Origin of the sequence: Nocardioides marmotae (assembly GCF_013177455.1) — a bacterium.
GTDB lineage: Bacteria > Actinomycetota > Actinomycetes > Propionibacteriales > Nocardioidaceae > Nocardioides > Nocardioides marmotae.
This window is the reverse complement of sequence record NZ_CP053660.1, coordinates 3506331-3523662: the sequence shown is the minus strand read 5'-3', so window position 1 is coordinate 3523662 and position 17332 is coordinate 3506331. Positions and strand designations below refer to the sequence as shown.

General features: G+C 73.8%; 13 protein-coding genes. 11 read left to right on the top strand and 2 right to left on the bottom strand.

The window, feature by feature from the left end; all coding sequences use genetic code 11:
• Positions 1 to 16 precede the first annotated feature (16 nt).
• From HPC71_RS16745 to HPC71_RS16705, 9 genes are all read left to right on the top strand, one after another.
• Positions 17 to 2005, top strand: coding sequence for a right-handed parallel beta-helix repeat-containing protein (locus tag HPC71_RS16745; RefSeq protein ID WP_154614688.1), 1989 nt, complete (start codon positions 17 to 19; stop codon positions 2003 to 2005).
• 49 nt (positions 2006 to 2054) lie between these two features.
• A complete protein-coding gene (locus HPC71_RS16740; RefSeq protein ID WP_154614689.1) occupies positions 2055 to 3248 on the top strand; it encodes an amidohydrolase in 1194 nt (397 codons plus the stop codon).
• A gap of 190 nt (positions 3249 to 3438) precedes the next feature.
• The gene (locus HPC71_RS16735) at positions 3439 to 4518 is read left to right on the top strand and encodes a BMP family lipoprotein (protein WP_154614874.1); all 1080 of its coding nucleotides are present in this window, start codon (positions 3439 to 3441) and stop codon (positions 4516 to 4518) included.
• A 178-nt stretch (positions 4519 to 4696) separates the two neighbouring features.
• Positions 4697 to 6223: an ABC transporter ATP-binding protein gene (locus tag HPC71_RS16730; RefSeq protein ID WP_154614690.1), complete on the top strand. Its 1527-nt coding sequence runs from the start codon at positions 4697 to 4699 to the stop codon at positions 6221 to 6223.
• The gene (locus tag HPC71_RS16725; protein ID WP_154614691.1) at positions 6220 to 7464 is read left to right on the top strand and encodes an ABC transporter permease; all 1245 of its coding nucleotides are present in this window, start codon (positions 6220 to 6222) and stop codon (positions 7462 to 7464) included. The genes HPC71_RS16730 and HPC71_RS16725 overlap by 4 nt, the downstream gene beginning before the upstream one ends.
• An 8-nt stretch (positions 7465 to 7472) precedes the next feature.
• On the top strand, positions 7473 to 8807 hold the full coding sequence (locus HPC71_RS16720; RefSeq protein WP_154614692.1) for an ABC transporter permease: 1335 nt from the start codon (positions 7473 to 7475) through the stop codon (positions 8805 to 8807).
• A gap of 4 nt (positions 8808 to 8811) precedes the next feature.
• Positions 8812 to 9225, top strand: coding sequence for a cytidine deaminase (locus HPC71_RS16715; RefSeq protein WP_171896950.1), 414 nt, complete (start codon positions 8812 to 8814; stop codon positions 9223 to 9225).
• Positions 9222 to 10520 (top strand): thymidine phosphorylase, encoded by a 1299-nt coding sequence (locus HPC71_RS16710; protein ID WP_154614693.1) that lies wholly within the window; start codon positions 9222 to 9224, stop codon positions 10518 to 10520. The genes HPC71_RS16715 and HPC71_RS16710 overlap by 4 nt, the downstream gene beginning before the upstream one ends.
• 38 nt (positions 10521 to 10558) lie before the next feature.
• The gene (locus HPC71_RS16705; protein ID WP_253943758.1) at positions 10559 to 12043 is read left to right on the top strand and encodes a fused MFS/spermidine synthase; all 1485 of its coding nucleotides are present in this window, start codon (positions 10559 to 10561) and stop codon (positions 12041 to 12043) included.
• A 66-nt stretch (positions 12044 to 12109) separates the two neighbouring features.
• On the opposite strand, the gene HPC71_RS16700 is transcribed toward HPC71_RS16705, so the two are convergent.
• On the bottom strand, positions 12110 to 13357 hold the full coding sequence (locus HPC71_RS16700; RefSeq protein WP_154614694.1) for an MFS transporter: 1248 nt from the start codon (positions 13355 to 13357) through the stop codon (positions 12110 to 12112).
• 46 nt (positions 13358 to 13403) lie between these two features.
• A complete protein-coding gene (locus HPC71_RS16695; RefSeq protein ID WP_171896949.1) occupies positions 13404 to 14969 on the bottom strand; it encodes a peptide chain release factor 3 in 1566 nt (521 codons plus the stop codon).
• A gap of 134 nt (positions 14970 to 15103) precedes the next feature.
• Here HPC71_RS16695 and HPC71_RS16690 point away from each other — a divergent pair, with 134 nt between their 5' ends.
• On the top strand, positions 15104 to 16324 hold the full coding sequence (locus tag HPC71_RS16690) for a PP2C family protein-serine/threonine phosphatase (RefSeq protein ID WP_171896948.1): 1221 nt from the start codon (positions 15104 to 15106) through the stop codon (positions 16322 to 16324).
• Between the two features lie 188 nt (positions 16325 to 16512).
• Positions 16513 to 17268, top strand: coding sequence for a YqjF family protein (locus HPC71_RS16685; protein ID WP_253943757.1), 756 nt, complete (start codon positions 16513 to 16515; stop codon positions 17266 to 17268).
• Positions 17269 to 17332 lie beyond the last annotated feature (64 nt).

Here is a 17332-nt window from a genome sequence, read left to right as displayed (position 1 = left end):
GACCGAGGTGACCGACGTGAGCGCCCCGACCGCCGCGGAGCGCGGCGACACCGTCCACGTCGCGGTGCGCCGGCTCATCCGCGCCGTCTGCCTGGTCGCGGTGGTCGGGATCGTCCTCGGGCTGGCGGTGCTCCGCCAGCACATCGAGCCACCCGACCCGGCCGCCCCCGCGGACGAGGCCCCGGTGGCCGCGCCGGCGCTCGACGAGGTGCCGGCCGAGGTCGCGGTGCTCGCGGCCGAGGACGCCCGGCTGCGAGCGGTCAGCCTCGGCCCGGCCGTGGGGACGACCCGCGTCGGCGCGACCGTGGTCCTCGGCCCGCGCCCCGCGGCGTACGGCGTGGACGCGCTGGTGGCGGCCGGCGCGCTGCGCCGCACGGGCCCGGGCGTGGTCGAGCTCGTCCGGCCGGTGGTGGCGCGGCGCGGTGCCCGCGTGGCGCTGCACCTGCCGGCCACGACCCTGCGGATGCACAGCGGCGCCCGGGCGCACGCCAGCCTGGTCACCTGGGGCGGGGACCTGGCCCTGTCCGGCGCCCCGGGGCGACCGCTGCGGCTGGTCGGGTGGGACCCCCGGCGGAAGGCGGCCGATCGGGAGACCTCCGACGGTCGCGCCTACCTGCTGGTCAAGGACGGCCGGCTGCGGCTCGCGGACGTCGAGACCGACCACCTCGGCTACTGGAGCGGCCGCACCGGGGGGCTCGCCGTGACCGGCTCGCCGGAGACCTCGGCCACCGCGGACCTGGTCGGGGTGCGGGTGCGCGCGTCGCACATCGGGCTCTACCTCTCCGGTGTCGAGCGCAGCGTCGTCCGGCGCACCGAGGTGACCGCGGTGGAGCGGGACGGCGTCGAGGTCACCAACCGCTCGCACCGGGTGCGCCTGACCGGCGTCTCGGTCGACCGGTCGGGCGGGGCGGCGATCAAGGTCGGCAACGGCGCCTCGCGCGTCGTCGTCGAGCGCGCCCGGCTGACCCGGTCGGGGGGCTACGGCCTGCTCGTGGACGGCTCGCCGCTCGCCGACGGCCCGAACTCCGCGGGCTACAGCACCACCAACTACGCCGGCGTCGTCCTCCGCCGGAGCCTGGTGGCCGACAACGACGGCGGCGGGGTGCTGGTGCTGCGCCTCGACGGGCTGCAGGTCGACCGCAGCACCCTCCTCGCGGACGGGACCGCGCTCGCGGTCCGCGGGCCGGCCGACGGCCTGGTCGTCGACCGGTCGGTGGTCCGCTCGCAGGGCGCGACCGGCATCGTCGTGGAGGAGGTGAGCGGCGCCCGGGTCGAGCGCTCGACGGTGAGGGCCCGCACGACGGGGGTCTCCCTCACCGACTCCACGGGCGAGGTACGCGGCAACGACATCGCCGTCGGTACCGGCACCGGGGTGCGGGTGGCCGGCGAGGACGCCCGGGCGGTCGTCGACGGCAACGCGATGACCGGCCGCGGGCCCGGGGCCGTGGCCGACGCAGACGGGGCCGAGGTGCAGCAGGGGGACACCACCGGCGCATGGTCCTACCGCCCCCGCGCGGTCCTCTGGCTCGAGGAGCACGGCAGCGCGCTGCCGGGCCTGCTGGTGCTGGTCGTGCCGGCGTTCGGGACGGTCTTCGTCCGCCGCCGGCGGCGCGGCCAGCGCGAGCTGCGGCGGCTGCTCGAGCAGGCCCTGGTCGCCCGGGGGCGCGAGGCCCTGGCGGGGTACGCCCCGCCCCGGACGCAGGCGCCCGTCGGGGCGGCCGGCTCCACGTTCGAGGCGGAGCCGGAAGCCGGCCCGGACGTCGGCCCGCACGTCGGCCCGGACGTCGGCCCGCACGTCGGCCCGGACGTCGGCGGGGCCGGCGTGCCCGCGGCGGATCCCGCGGCCCCGCTGGGCGGGCGCCGCTTCACCGGCCCCCAGGACTTCGCGGTCGCCGCCGTCCTCGAGGCGGGCTACCCGGTCGGGGACGTCGCGCGGGCGCTGCGTGTCCCGACCGCGCGGGTCCGGGCGTGGGTCGAGGAGGCGCGGGCGTCGGCGGACGCGTGAGACGGGGTGGGCCGGTCGGCTCGGGCCGGGGTCTAACCTGGGAGGCCTGATGACCAGGGACCCGCGCGTGCACGACCTGATCCGCGAGGCCGTCGAGAAGCACGAGGCGGAGCTCGTCGACCTGCGCCGGGACCTGCATGCCCACCCCGAGCTGTCCTGGCACGAGGAGCGCACCTGCGCCCTGGTCGCCGCGCGCGTCGAGGAGGCCGGCTGGCGGGTGACGGCGATGCCGCGGTCCGGCGTCGTCGCCGAGCTGGGGGAGCGGGGGCCGGTGGCCGCGCTCCGCGCCGACCTCGACGCCCTGCCGGTCCACGACATCACCGACGACCCGTGGCGCAGCACGGTCCCCGACGTCGCCCACGCCTGCGGGCACGACGTGCACACCACCGCGGTGGTGGGCGCGGCCCTCGCGCTCTCCCGGGTCCACGAGGAGGGGCTGCTGGGTGGCCGGGTGCGGCTGCTCTTCCAGCCCGCCGAGGAGGTCATGCCCGGCGGTGCGGTGCACCTGATGAGCCTCGGCGTGCTCGAGGACGTGGACCGCATCTTCGCCCTGCACTGCGACCCCGGCGTCGACGTCGGCCAGGTGGGGCTGCGGCTCGGCCCGCTCACCAGCGCCGCCGACCGGGTCGAGGTGCGCCTGGAGGGACGCGGCGGGCACACCAGCCGCCCGCACCTGACCGGGGACCTCACCTTCGCGCTCGCCAAGGTGACCACCGAGCTGCCCGCCGTGCTGAGCCGGCGGATGGACCCGCGGGCCGGGGTGTCGGTCGTGTGGGGCATGGTCCGCGCCGGCGCCGCGCCGAACGTCATCCCCGACGTGGGGGCGCTCGCGGGCACGGTCCGCATCCTCGACGCGGTCGCCTGGGCCGACTGCGAGCGGATCGTGCGCGAGGTCGTGCACGAGATCGTGGCGCCGTACGGCGTGACCGCGGTGGTGGACTACCAGCGCGGGGTGCCGCCGGTGGTCAACGAGCCGGTCTCGAACCGGATCCTGGCGCGCGCCGTCCACGACGTCCTCGGCGACGGCGGCCAGGTCGTGGCGCCGCAGAGCCTCGGCGGGGAGGACTTCGGCTGGTATCTCGACCAGGTGCCCGGCGCGATGATGCGGCTGGGCACGCGGACGCCCGGCGGGCCGACCTACGACCTGCACCAGGGCGACCTGAGGGTCGACGAGCGCGCGATCGGCATCGGTGCGCGGGTGCTCGCCGAGGCCGCGGCCGCCGCGGTGGCTACGGACCGGTAGGCCCGCCCGGCGGGGCCGTTCCCCGCGGAGGTCGCGATCCGGTCACGGCGCAGGTAACAACCGGGACACGACCGGCCGGATCGGTCGTGGGCCGTCTCCTGGGGGACTTAGGGTGTGCCGGTGCCCCGTCCGGGGCGTGCGACACGAATGAGTTACCCCCAGGAGGGATGCCGTGAAGAAGACGGCGCGTATGGCAATGGTCGCCGGGCTGGTGGCCCTCTCGCTGACGGCGTGTGGTGAGCGCGACAGCGACGACAACGCGAGCGAGCCCGCCTCGTCGGCTCCGACCACCGAGGCCACCTCCGAGGCCCCGAGCGAGCAGTTCCCTGACTTCAAGGCCTGCATCGTCTCCGACTCCGGCGGGTTCGACGACAAGTCGTTCAACCAGACCTCCTACGCCGGCCTGACCATGGCCGCCGAGGACTACGGCGTGCAGACCGCCGAGGTGGAGTCCAACGCTCCCTCGGAGTTCAACGACAACATCAACGAGATGGTGCAGCAGGGCTGCAACATCGTCACGACCGTCGGCTTCCTCCTCGCTGACGCCACCGAGGCCGCGGCGAAGAAGAACAAGGACGTCGACTTCGCGATCGTCGACTCCTCCTACGAGAAGCCGCTGCCCAACGTCAAGGGCCTGACCTTCAACACCGCCGAGCCGTCCTTCCTCGCGGGCTACCTCGCCGCGGCGAAGTCCGAGACCGGCACCGTCGGCACCTTCGGTGGCGTGAACATCCCCACCGTCACGATCTTCATGGACGGCTTCTACCAGGGCGTCCAGAAGTACAACGAGGACGAGGGCGCCGACGTCCAGGTCATCGGGTGGAACCCCGAGACCGAGGAGGGCTCGTTCACGAACGACTTCGAGAACAAGACCCTCGGCCAGTCCACCGCCGAGGAGATGATCACCCAGGGTGCCGACGTGATCTTCCCGGTCGCCGGCCCCGCCGGCCTCGGTGGCCTGCAGGCCGCCCAGGACAACGACGTCAAGGCGATCTGGGTCGACACCGACGGCTGCGAGTCGGCCGCCGAGTACTGCGACGTGCTGCTGACCTCGGTCGTCAAGGCCATGGACGTCGCCGTCGAGCAGGCCATCCTCGAGTCCGCCGAGGGCACCTTCACCAACGAGCCCTACCTGGGCACGCTGGAGAACAACGGCGTCGGCCTGGCGCCGTACGGCCCCGAGGCTGACGTCGACGACGAGCTCGCCAGCAAGATCGACGAGCTCAAGCAGCAGATCATCGACGGCGAGATCACCGTCACGGTCAAGTGACATCGGTCCGCCCGGCCCGCCACGCGCGGGTCGGGCGGACCACCGGGGCAGGCCCGGGGCGGGGCGATCCCACCCCCGGCCTGCCCTTATCTTCGTGTGGTCGTCCTGAACCCCGACCGGGGCGAGGCGGCCGGCGGCGCAACGAGGCGCCGCCACCAGTAGAGCAGTCGAGGAGACCATGAAGCTGGAGATCAAGGGGCTGACCAAGCGGTTCGGCGCCTTCACCGCCAACGACCACATCGATCTCACGATCGAACCCGGCGAGATCCACTGCCTCCTCGGCGAGAACGGTGCCGGGAAGTCCACCTTGATGAACATGCTCTACGGCCTGCTCGAGCCCACCGAGGGCGAGATCGTGGTCGACGGGCAGCCGGTCACGTTCACCACGCCGGGCGAGGCGATCGACGCCGGCATCGGCATGGTCCACCAGCACTTCATGCTGGTCCCGGTCTTCACCGTCGCCGAGAACGTCATGCTCGGCCGCGAGCAGACCCGCGGCGCCGGCGTGCTCGACCGCCGCGCCGCCTCGAAGCTCGTCCGCGAGCTCTCCGACCGCTACGGCCTGGCCGTCGACCCCGACGCGCTCATCGAGGACCTCCCCGTGGGCGTCCAGCAGCGCGTGGAGATCCTCAAGGCCCTGGCCAACGACGCCAAGGTGCTCATCCTCGACGAGCCGACCGCGGTGCTGACGCCGCAGGAGATCGACGAGCTCATGGGCATCATGCGCGGGCTCAAGGAGCAGGGCACCTCGATCATCTTCATCACCCACAAGCTGCGCGAGGTCAAGGCCATCGGCGACCGGATCAGCGTGATCCGCCGCGGCAAGGTGGTCGGCACCGCGCAGCCCTCGGCCAGCGAGGCCGAGCTCGCCGAGCTGATGGTCGGCCGGTCGGTGAAGCTGACCGTCGACAAGGACTCCGCCCAGACCGGCGAGGTCGTGCTCGAGGCACGCGGCATCAGCGTCGTCGACCCGCGCGGCCACCTCGTGGTCAAGGACGTCAGCTTCGAGGCCCGCGGCGGCGAGGTGCTCGGCATCGCCGGCGTCCAGGGCAACGGGCAGACCGAGCTGATCAAGTCCCTGCTCGGCCTGGTGCGGCCCGACGCCGGCCAGGTCCTCGTCGACGGCCGCGACATCAGCCGCCACGGCCCGCGGCAGAGCCTGGAGGAGGGGATCGGCTACATCCCCGAGGACCGCTCCCACGACGGCTTCGTCGGCTCCTTCAGCGTCCGCGAGAACCTCGTGCTCGACCTCTTCCGCCACGAGGACTTCTCCCGCGGCCCGGTGCTGCGGCGCGACGCCATCGAGGCGAACGCGCGCCACCGGATCGAGGAGTTCGACATCCGCACCGAGACCATGGAGACGCCGGTCGCGTCCCTGTCCGGCGGCAACCAGCAGAAGGTCGTGGTGGCCCGGGAGTTCTCCCGGCCGCTGAAGGTGCTCATCGCCTCCCAGCCGACCCGTGGCGTGGACGTGGGCTCGATCGAGTTCATCCACCAGCGGATCGTCGCCGAGCGCGACCGCGGCACCGCGGTGATCATCGTGTCGACCGAGCTCGATGAGATCTACGCACTCTCCGACCGCATCGCGGTCATGTACGACGGCCGCATCGTCGGCACCGTCGACCCCAGCATCCCTCGTGAGGAGATCGGACTGATGATGGCCGGGGCCACCACCCCTGCAGCCGCGAACGGAGGTGCGGCATGAGCGAGACCCCGAACGGACCCGGGCTCCCGGACGTCCCGCCCCCCGCGGGTGACCAGGGCCAGGGCACGACCACCCAGGGCGCTGTGCCCGTCGGCGCGAAGCAGGCCGGGCGCAAGCGCGACCTGTCCGCCTGGCTGCCGACGATCACCGAGAGCATCGCCGCGGTGGTGCTCGCGCTGCTCGTCGGCGCGATCCTGATCATCTTCTCCACGCCCCGCGTGATCGAGTCGCTGAGCTACTTCTTCAGCTACCCGTGGGACTTCTTCAACTACGCCGGCCAGGCGGTCTGGGACGGCTACCGGGCGCTGCTGACCGGCTCGGTCGGCTCGGGCACCGCGTGGACCCGCACCCTGGAGCGGGCCGCCCCGCTCATCTGCGCCGGCCTCGGCGTGAGCCTGGCGTTCCGGGCGGGCATGTTCAACATCGGTGCGCAGGGCCAGATGCTGATCGGCGCGCTCGTCGGCGGGTTCATCGGCTTCCACTTCGACCTGCCGCCCGGCATCCACCTGCTGGCCGCCCTCGCCGGCGCACTGGTCGCCGGCGGCCTGTGGGGCGCGATCGCGGGCATCCTCAAGGCGCGGGCCGGCGCCCACGAGGTGATCACCACGATCATGCTCAACTACGTCGCGCGCTTCACGATGCTGTACTTCCTGGGCAAGGAGGCGCTCCAGCGCCCCGACAGCGACAACCTGCTGTCCCCGCCGGTCGACGACAGCGCGGCGTTCCCGACCATCGCCGGCGTCCACCTCGGTGTCGTCCTCGCGGTGGTCGCGGCCCTCGGCGTGTGGTGGCTGCTCGAGCGCAGCACCCTCGGCTTCGAGATGCGCGCGGTGGGCGCGAACCCCGAGGCCGCGCGGACCGCGGGCATGAGCGTCGCCCGGGTGTACGTCGTGGCGATGACGCTCGCCGGCGTGCTGGCCGGCCTCGCCGCCACCATGACGGTGCTCGGCCGCCAGGACTCGCTGACCGACCAGGTCGCGGGCACCGTCGGCTTCGACGCGATCACGGTGGCGCTGCTCGGCCGCACGACGCCGCTGGGCACCGTGCTCGCCGGCCTGCTGTTCGGCGCGCTGTCGGCGGGTGGCCTGAGCATGCAGGGCGCCGCCGGGGTGCCGCCGGAGCTCACGCAGGTGCTGCAGGCGCTGATCGTGCTCTTCGTGGCGGCGCCCGCGCTGGTGCGCGGGATCTTCCGGCTGCGCGGCAAGGGCCGCAAGGCCGATGTGATGGCGACGGGTTGGTGAGGGACGAGATGACGACGACCACGACCGAGCCGAGCTCGGCTGCCGCTCCGGAGCCGGCGGTCCGCGACCGTGCCGACGTACGCCGCCAGGTCCGCCTGGTGATCACCTTCGCGGTGGTGCTGGCCGCCCTGGTGGCCTTCGCGCTGCTGATCGAGGACCCGAAGTTCACCTACCTGCTGGGTGAGAAGCGCACCAAGGACAGCGTGGTGCGGGAGGGCGACGCGACGCTCGTCTCGTGGGGCGCGGTCGCCATCGCGGCCCTCGCGCTGGTCCTCGCGGTGCTCGACCGGTTCCCGCGGGGCTGGAAGGGCGCGCTGCTCGGCGTCCTGGTGGGCCTGGCGTTCTACGCCGGCTTCCTCATGTGGGCCTACACCGACCAGGGCGGCGGGAGCTTCCAGGCCTTCATCGCCAACCCGATCCCCGGCACGATCCGCATCGCCACGCCGCTGGTGCTCGGCGCACTGGCCGGTGCCCTGTGCGAGCGCGCCGGTGTCATCAACATCGCGATCGAGGCGCAGTTCCTCTCCGGGGCGTTCTTCGCCTCGGTGTTCTCGAGCATCGCCTACACCTCGCTGGTCTTCATCCCGGTGGGCCTGTGTGCGGCGTTCGGCCTCCTCGGCGGCATCCTCGCCGGCGTCCTCATCGCGGCGATGCTCGGCTGGTTCGCGCTGCGCTACCACGTCAACCAGGTCGTCCTCGGCGTCGTGCTGGTCGCCTTCGCGACCGGCCTGACCAGCTTCCTCCTGGGCCAGATCCCCAAGGAGCACAAGGACACCCTCAACGACCCGCAGGTGCTGGAGAAGATCCGGATCCCGGGCCTGGCCGACATCCCGCTCTTCGGCGACGCGCTGTTCAACCAGACGCTGCTGGTCTACCTGATGTACGCCTCGGTCGCGCTGGTCACCTTCCTGCTGTTCCAGACCCGCTGGGGCCTGCGCGTCCGCGCCGTCGGCGAGCACCCCAAGGCCGCCGACACCGTCGGCATCAACGTCAACCGGGTCCGCTGGCAGGCCGTCCTGCTGGGCGGCGTGTTCGCCGGCCTCGGTGGCGCTTACTACACCGTCGGCTCCACCGGTGCCTTCGACCGCGAGGTCTCGGCCGGCACCGGCTTCATCGCGCTGGCCGCGGTGATCATGGGCCGCTGGCACCCCGTCGGCGCGACGTTCGCGGCGGTGTTCTTCGGGTTCATGTGGAACCTGCAGAACCAGCTCTCGTTCGTCCAGCCGGTGCCCGGCGAGCTGCTCGGCGCCGCGCCGTACCTCGCCACGATCATCGCCGTCGCCGGCTTCGTCGGTCGGGTCCGCCCGCCGGCGGCCGACGGCGAGCCGTACATCAAGGGCTGACCCGGTGGCCGCGGAGGAGTTCGACTGGGCCGGCCTGCAGGCCCGGGCCACCGAGGCGATGCGGCACGCGTACGCGCCGTACTCCCGCTACCGCGTCGGCGCCGCGGCCGCGGTGGACGACGGCCGGGTCGTCGCGGGCTGCAACGTGGAGAACGCCGCGTACGGCGTCACGCTGTGCGCGGAGTGCGGGCTGGTCGGCGACCTGCACATGACCGGGGGCGGGCTGCTGACCCACTTCGTCTGCGTGGACGGCGACGGCGCGGTGATCATGCCGTGCGGTCGCTGCCGCCAGCTGTTGTGGGAGAACGGCGGCGCCGCCCTGCACGTGATGACCCCACTCGGCGTGAGACCCATGACCGAGGTGCTGCCCCAGGCGTTCGGACCGGACGACCTGGCGAAGGGAGAGGGACCGGTATGACGAACGACCACGCTGCCCACGACGCCGTCGAGGTGATCACCGCCAAGCGTGACCGGCACGAGCTGTCCGACAGCCAGATCGACTGGGTCGTCGGCGCCTACACCCGCGGTGACGTGGCCGACGAGCAGATGGCCTCCCTCGCGATGGCGATCCTGCTCAACGGCATGACGCGCGGGGAGATCTCCCGCTGGACCGGCGCGATGATCGCGTCGGGGGAGCGGATGGACTTCTCCTCGCTGTCGCGGCCCACCGCCGACAAGCACTCCACCGGCGGTGTCGGCGACAAGATCACGCTGCCGCTCGCCCCGCTCGTCGCGGCCTGCGGCGTGGCCGTGCCGCAGCTCTCCGGGCGCGGCCTGGGCCACACCGGCGGCACGCTCGACAAGCTCGAGGCGATCCCGGGGTGGCGCGCCTCGCTGTCGAACGCCGAGATGCTCGACCAGCTCGAGTCGCTCGGCGCCGTGATCTGCGCCGCCGGCGAGGGCCTGGCCCCGGCCGACAAGAAGCTCTACGCGCTGCGCGACGTCACCGGCACCGTCGAGGCGATCCCGCTCATCGCCTCCTCGATCATGAGCAAGAAGATCGCCGAGGGCACCGGCGCGCTGGTCCTCGACGTCAAGGTCGGCTCCGGTGCGTTCATGAAGGACGTCGACCGCGCCCGCGAGCTCGCCGAGACGATGGTCGCGCTCGGCACCGACGCCGGCGTGCGCACCACCGCGCTGCTCACCGACATGGCCACCCCGCTGGGGCTGACCGCCGGCAACGCGATCGAGGTCGCGGAGTCGGTCGAGGTGCTCGCCGGCGGCGGCCCGGCCGACGTCGTGGAGCTGACCGTCGCGCTGGCCCGCGAGATGCTCGCCGGCGCCGGCGTGACCGACGTCGACCCGGCCGACAAGCTGGCCGACGGTTCGGCGATGGACGTCTGGAAGGCGATGATCCGCGCCCAGGACGGCGACCCCGACGCCCCGCTCCCGGTCGCCCGCGAGCAGCACGTCGTCACCGCCCCGTCCACCGGCGTGCTCAGCCGCCTCGACGCGATGTCGGTCGGCCTGGCCGCCTGGCGCCTCGGCGCGGGCCGGGCCCGCAAGGAGGACCCGGTGCAGGCCGGCGCCGGCGTCGTGTGGCACGCCCGCCCCGGCGACCAGGTCACCGAGGGCCAGCCGCTGTTCACCCTGCTGACCGACGACGAGCACCGCTTCGAGCGGGCCCTGGCCTCCCTCGAGGGCGGGTACGACGTCGCGCCGGCCGGCACCGAGGTCACCCCGCAGCCGCTGATCATCGACCGGATCGGCTGAGGCCCGTGCCGGGGTCCGGTCCGCCCGCTGGTCGGGTGGTGCCCGGGCCCCGGGAGTCGGCCGCCCTGGTCTTCGGGTCCTCGGCGGCGGTGCTCGTCGTCGAGCTGGTCGCGCTGCGGCTGCTCGCGCCGTACCTCGGGCTGACCCTCGAGACCAACACCCTGGTCATCGGGCTGGCGCTCGCCGCGATCGCGCTCGGGTCGTGGGCGGGCGGCCGCGCGGCCGACGTGGTCGACCCCCGCCGCACGCTGGCCCCGCTGCTCGGCGCCTCCGGGGTGGTCGTCGCCGCGACGCCCTTCCTCGTCCGCGGGGCGGCCGAGACCGCCGGCGGTGCGCTGCTGCTGCCCGCCGCCGCGCTGACCATCGGCGTGCCCGGAGCGCTGCTCTCGGCGGTCACCCCGATGGTCACCAAGCTCGCGCTCACCTCGCTCGCCCAGACCGGCTCGGTGGTCGGCCGGCTCTCCGGCATCGGCACCGCAGGCTCCATCGCCGGCACCGTGCTCACCGGCTTCGTGCTGGTCTCCGCGGTGCCGGTCAGCGGCATCCTCGTCGGGCTCGGCGCGCTCCTGGCGCTGACCGCGGTCGTGGTCGGGGTGCGGGTCGGCCTGCGAGCCGGCGGGGGCCGGGCCGCGGCTCCGTCGCTGGCGCTCGTGCTGGTCGGCACCGGGATCGGCGGGCTCGCGGCCGCCGTCGCGCCGGGCGGCTGCGACGTCGAGACGCGCTACCACTGCGCCCGCGTCGAGACCGACCCCGAGCGAGGCTCCGGCCGGGTGCTGGTGCTCGACGGGCTGCGCCACTCCTACGTCGATCTCGCCGACGCCACCCACCTGGAGTTCGAGTACGTCCAGGCGATCGCGTCCGTCGTGGACGCGGCCTTCCCCGCGGGCGAGCCGCTGGCGGCGTACCACCTCGGCGGTGGGGGGCTCACCCTGCCGCGCCACCTCGCCGCGACCCGGCCCGGCACCACGAGCCTGGTCTCCGAGATCGATCCCGGCGTGCTCGCCGTCGACCGCGACCTGCTCGGCCTGGAGACCGGGCCGGCGCTCGAGGTGCGCGTCGAGGACGGCCGGCTCGGGCTCGGCGCGCTCGCCGAGGGCTCCCGGGACCTCGTGGTCGGCGACGCGTTCGGCGGGGTGAGCGTGCCGTGGCACCTGACCACCCGCGAGGCGGCCGCGCAGGTGCGCCGGGCCCTGCGGCCGGGCGGCGTGTACGTCGCCAACCTCATCGACCACGGCCCCCTCGACTTCGCGCGCGCCGAGGTGGCCACGCTCCGCGAGGTCTTCGACCACGTGGCGCTCCTCGCCCGCCCGGGTGCCTTCGCGGGGACCGGCGGCGGCAACCTCGTGGTCGTCGCCGCCGGCCGCCCGCTCGACCTCGCGGCGCTCGACCGGGCCGTGGGGGAGCGTGGCCTCGGCTGGGTCGCCCGCGCCGACGCCGACCTCGACGGCTGGGTCGGCGACGCCCGCGTGCTCACCGACGACCACGCCCCCGTCGACCAGCTGCTCACGCCGTCCGCCTCGTAGGTCGGGCTCGGCCGGGGCTGGTCGGGTCGCCTGTCGGGGTCCCCGGTTCACCGGTGTTGTAGCCGATCAGCTCGCCGCCGCGCCCGCGGCGCCCGGGACGTCCGGACCCCCGGTGAGCCGCACCCGCGCGATCGTCGGCCGGGTGGCGGCGACGAGCACGACGAGGACCATGAGCACCGCGCAGGCCAGCTCGGTGCGGCCGGCGCCGAGGGCGACCGCGAGCGGTCCGATGGCGAGCTGGCCGATCGGCATGGCGACGAAGGAGAAGAACCCGTCGATCGACATGATCCGCGACAGCATCTCCTCGGGGACCTTCTCCTGCACGGTGAGGTTCCACGAGAGGTCGATGAGGCTGAGGCCGGCCCCGGCGACGACGAACGCCCCGGCGAGCGCCCAGGTGTCGACGTACGTCCCGAGCACGACCATGGGGACGGCGCTGAACCCGAACCCGATCACGCACGTGCGCAGCGGCACCTTCAGGGTGATCCGCGCCAGGAAGAACGCCGCCACGAACACGCCGACCGCCTGGCCCGACCGCGCCAGGCCCCAGCCCTGGCTGCCGATCGTGTCGTCGGCGATGGTCGGGCCGAGCACACCCAGCGCGCCGCTGATCAGCGCGTTGAAGACCAGCGACGCCGAGGCGACCGGGATGACCCAGCCCAGGCCGCGCGCGAAGGACCAGCCCGCGACGAAGTCGCCGATGACGCTGGGGCGCGCCCGGCTCCGGTCGCCCGGCGGCAGGCGGACCAGGGCGAGGAACCCCGCGGCGACGACGTACGTCGCGGCGTCGGCCGCCAGCGCCCAGCCCGACCCGGCGGTCGCGACGAGGAGCCCCGACAGCGCGGGCCCGGCGATGCCGACGGCGCTCTCGGACTGGCTGATGAGCAGGTACGCCGCCTTGCGCTCGCCCACGGGCAGGAGGATCGGGACCATGCCGTGGAACGCGGGGTAGCTGACCGCGAAGACCGTGCCCGCGACCAGCTGGAGCACGACCAGGTGCCACACCTCGGCGGTACCGGCGAGGACGAGCCCGGCCGTGACCGCCTGGACGACGCCCTGGACCAGGTTGCAGCCGCGCAGCACCACGGCCCGCGGCAACCGGTCGGCGAGCGCCCCGCCGAGGAGCATGAAGGCGACCATCGGCACCGTCCAGGCGGCGACGACGAGGCCGAGCGCGCCGGGGGAGTCGCTGATCTCCAGGACGGCGAAGGCCAGCGCGACGCCGGCCATCGACGACCCGGCGCGGTTGACCACCTCGCCGAGGAAGAACCACCGGAAGGCCGGCGTCTCCAGCGGCGAGAGGCGGCTGCTCACGAGCGGTGAGCCTAGGCGCCCCGGCCGCGATCAGCCCGGGAGTTTCTCAGCTGCCGCCGGCGGGGAGCGCCTCGAGCATGACGTCGGGGTTGTCCCGGGCGGTGACCTTGGCGCGCCACTGGTCGACGAAGAGCGCGAGCCGGGTGCCGTCGGAGCGCTGGAGGACCTCCACGCCGCGCATGCCGGCCAGGGCCTCGGCGCCGGCGGCGTCGGTGCGTCGCGCGAGCTGGTAGTCGAGGCGGCTGAACCGGATGGGGGCGTTGAACTCGTTGGTCATCCGGTCCTCGACGACCTCGAACTGCATCGGGCCGACGGCGGCGAGGACGGGGTTCTGGTCGCCGCGGAGGTCCGAGCGGAGCACCTGGACGACGCCCTCCTGGTCCAGCTGCTCGATGCCGCGGCGGAACTGCTTGTAGCGGCCGATGTCGCCGGCGCTGGCGGTGACGAAGTGCTCGGGGGCGAAGGTCGGGACGGGCGGGTACTCGATCGGGTCGCCGACGTAGATGGTGTCGCCGACGCGCAGGGCGGTGGCGTTGACCAGGCCGATGATGTCGCCGGCCTCGGCGGTCTCGACCGAGGTCGTCTCGCGGCCGAAGACCGCCTGGGCGAACTTCGTGGCGAAGGGCCGGCCGGTCGAGGCGTGGGTGACGACCATGCCGCGCTCGAAGGTCCCCGAGACGACCCGGGCGTAGGCGAGGCGGTCGCGGTGGGCGGTGTTCATGCCCGACTGCACCTTGAAGACGAAGGCGCTGAAGTCGTCGTCGACGGCCCGGACCGTGCCATCGACGCCCGCGGTCGCGCTGGGCGCCGGGGCGAGGTCGAGCAGCAGGTCGAGGAGCTGGGCGACACCGAAGTTCTGCAGCGCGGAGGCGAACATCACCGGGGTGGTCCGGCCGGCGAGGAACTGCTCCTGGTCGTGGTCGGCCTCGTCGAGGGCCAGCAGCTCGTGCTCCTCGACCGCGTCGCGCCACACCGGCAGGTCGTCCTCGCCGACCTCGCCGGGGCCCATCCGCACCTCGGGGGCGCGGGTGGCGCCGCCGGCGGTCCGGGTGTACTTCACGAACTCCCCGGTGCGCCGGTCCAGCACGCCGCGGAAGTCGCCGGCCTCGCCGACCGGCCAGGTCAGCGGGGTGGGCCGCAGGCCGATCTTCTCCTGGATCAGGTCCATCAGCCCGAGCGCGGAGAGGCCGGGCCGGTCCCACTTGTTGATCACGGTGATGACGGGGATGCCGCGCAGCGCGCAGACCCGGAACAGCTTGAGCGTCTGCGGCTCGAGCCCCTTGCCGGCGTCGACGAGCATCACCGCGGAGTCGACCGCGGACAGCACCCGGTAGGTGTCCTCGGAGAAGTCGCTGTGGCCCGGGGTGTCGACGAGGTTGACCACGTGGTCGCGGTAGGCGAACTGCAGCGCAGCGGAGGTGATCGAGATGCCGCGCGCCTTCTCCATCGCCATCCAGTCCGACACCGTGGCGCGGCGGTCGCCCTTGCCGTGCACCGCGCCGGCCTCGTTGATCGCCCGGGCGTGGAGGGCGAGCGCCTCGGTCAGGGTCGACTTGCCCGCGTCGGGGTGGCTGATGACGGCGAAGGTACGGCGGGGGCGGGTGTCGGGCACGGCCAGAACTTAACCGCTGCGCCTGCCGGGCCCAGCTTCTGCGCTCGCCGTGAGGCATGAGAGCTGGGGCTCCTGGACCGAGGTGTGACGGTCTTGCAGGAGTGGCCGGCGTGCCAGTCGGGCACGATGTGCTCATGCACGAGACCCCCGCGCTGGACGTTCGAGCGCTCCTGGAAGCGGTGGAGAACGCCTCGCCCGCGGCCGCGGTGACCACCGCCGCCCAGCATCTCGAGGACGCGGTCGGTGCCCGGCAGGTCGCGTTCTGGATCGCCGACGCCGCTGGTCAGGCCCTGCTGCGGATCCCGGACGGCGAACGGCTGGAGGTGGAGAAGAGCCCCGCCGGCACCGCCTGGCGCGAGCAGCGGGTCGAGTGGGACGGGTCGTGGTGGGTGCCGGTCACGGTGCGCGGTGACGCCCAGGGCGTCCTCGAGATCCGGTTCCACACCGACCCGCCGACGGCCGACATCTCAGACGGGGTGCTCGAGCACCTCCAGACGGTCGCGCACCTGCTGGGCTACGTCCTGGTCGCCAGCCAACGGCACACCGACGAGTACGAGACCGGCCGCCGCTCGACCTCCTTCGAGCTGGCGATGGAGATCCAGCGCCGGCTCCTCCCGCAGGCGTTCGTGTGCGAGGGCGGGTCCTTCACGCTCGCCGGGTGGCTGGAGCCGAGCAGCAGCGCCGGCGGCGACACCTTCGACTACATCGCCTCGCGCGACCGGCTCACGGTCAGCCTGATCGACGCGGTCGGTCACCACGTCAACGCGGCGCTGCTGGCGACGCTGACGGTCAACGCCATGCGCAAGGCGCGCCGCGACGACGGCGACCTGCGTAGCCAGGCGCACGCCGCGGACGCTGCGCTGATGCGCCACGCCCGGCCGGAGGAGTACGCCACCGGCGTCATCCTCGAGCTGCCGCTGGGCGACGAGCCCGCTGGGGCCGGGTCGGGCTCCGAAACGCTGCTCGTGCGGGTCGTCAACGCGGGTCACCCGCCGATCCGGCTCGTCCGGGACGGCACGGTCACGACGGTCGACATCGCGCCCGACCCGCCGTTCGGCCTGGACCTCGGGCGCGCCGAGAAGGGCTTCACCTGCCACCCGCTCGAGCTGCGCGCGGGCGACCGGCTGGTGCTGCTGACCGACGGCATGTACGAGCAGTCGGCCGCGACGTTCGACCTCGACGACCACATCGCCCGCACCAGCGACCTCCACCCGCGCAACGCCGCCCAGGACATCGCCCTGGCCTTCCGCGAGCACGTGGACGGACAGCCGGAGGACGACGCGACGTTCGTCATCCTGGACTGGCACGGCGGCACGACGTCGCGGGACACCGCCGGCGGGTCCGACCTGACCTGACCTGACCTGACCTGACCTGACCGGGGCGCCGTCCTCCGGGCGGCGGGGGGCGACCACTCATCGCCGTGCTCGAGCTCCACGGAGGCCTCGGAGGCCACGGAGGCCTCGGCGAAGACCAGCGGTCAGCACGAGTCGTCGGGGGTCACCCCGTAGCCCAGGCACACCCGCGGCGTGCCTAGGGTGAGGTCGTGGACCAGCTGGGCGTCGAGGACGTGTCACCGGACGCGCCGGCGCTGACCGGCCCGGTGATGATGGGGCAGAGCTGGCGGGACCTGACGTTCCTGCACTGGGCCGTCGACCCGCGCGAGGTCGCGCACCGGATGCCGCCCGGGGTCCGCCCGGACACCCTCGACGGCGTGACGTACGTCGGGCTGATCCCGTTCCGGATGGTCGGCGCGGGTCTCGGCCGCGGCCCCGGCGTCCCATGGCTGGGGTCGTTCCTGGAGACCAACGTGCGGCTCTACTCCGTCGACGAGACCGGTCGCCGCGGCATCGTCTTCCTCAGCCTCGACGCCAGCCGGGCGGCGGTCGTCGTCGCGGCCCGGGCGGCGTTCGGGCTGCCGTACCGCTGGGCGCGGATGCGCCACCGCGCCGCCGGGGACGTGCACAGCTACGACGCGCGCCTGCTCCGGCCGGGTACGTCGGTGCGTAGCCACGTCGTCGTCCGGGCGGGGGAGCGGCGCGCGAGCACCGAGCTCGACGACTTCCTCAGCGCCCGGTGGGGCCTGCACGTGCACTGGTGGGGGCGGACGCTGTACGTGCCCAACCAGCACGAGACCTGGCCGGTCCACGACGCCGAGGTGCTGGCGCTCGACGACGGGCTGATGGCCTCGGTCGGCCTGCCCGACCTGGCCTCCCGCACGCCGGACCACGTGGCGTTCAGCCCGGGGGTGCGCACCGACTTCGGGTTCCCCGGGAACGCCGCGCGTCCGCGCCGTCCCTGACCCGGCCGCCCGCATCCCGGTGTGGGTTAGCGTGGCGGCACCGTCGCTGATCGAAGGTGGATCC

Coding starts and splice junctions, on each gene's coding strand:
- HPC71_RS16690 (WP_171896948.1), top strand. CDS start 15,104: ATGCACGAGACCCCCGCGCTGGACGTTCGAGCGCTCCTGGAAGCGGTG.
- HPC71_RS16710 (WP_154614693.1), top strand. CDS start 9,222: ATGACGAACGACCACGCTGCCCACGACGCCGTCGAGGTGATCACCGCC.
- HPC71_RS16725 (WP_154614691.1), top strand. CDS start 6,220: ATGAGCGAGACCCCGAACGGACCCGGGCTCCCGGACGTCCCGCCCCCC.
- HPC71_RS16740 (WP_154614689.1), top strand. CDS start 2,055: ATGACCAGGGACCCGCGCGTGCACGACCTGATCCGCGAGGCCGTCGAG.
- HPC71_RS16735 (WP_154614874.1), top strand. CDS start 3,439: ATGGCAATGGTCGCCGGGCTGGTGGCCCTCTCGCTGACGGCGTGTGGT.
- HPC71_RS16730 (WP_154614690.1), top strand. CDS start 4,697: ATGAAGCTGGAGATCAAGGGGCTGACCAAGCGGTTCGGCGCCTTCACC.
- HPC71_RS16720 (WP_154614692.1), top strand. CDS start 7,473: ATGACGACGACCACGACCGAGCCGAGCTCGGCTGCCGCTCCGGAGCCG.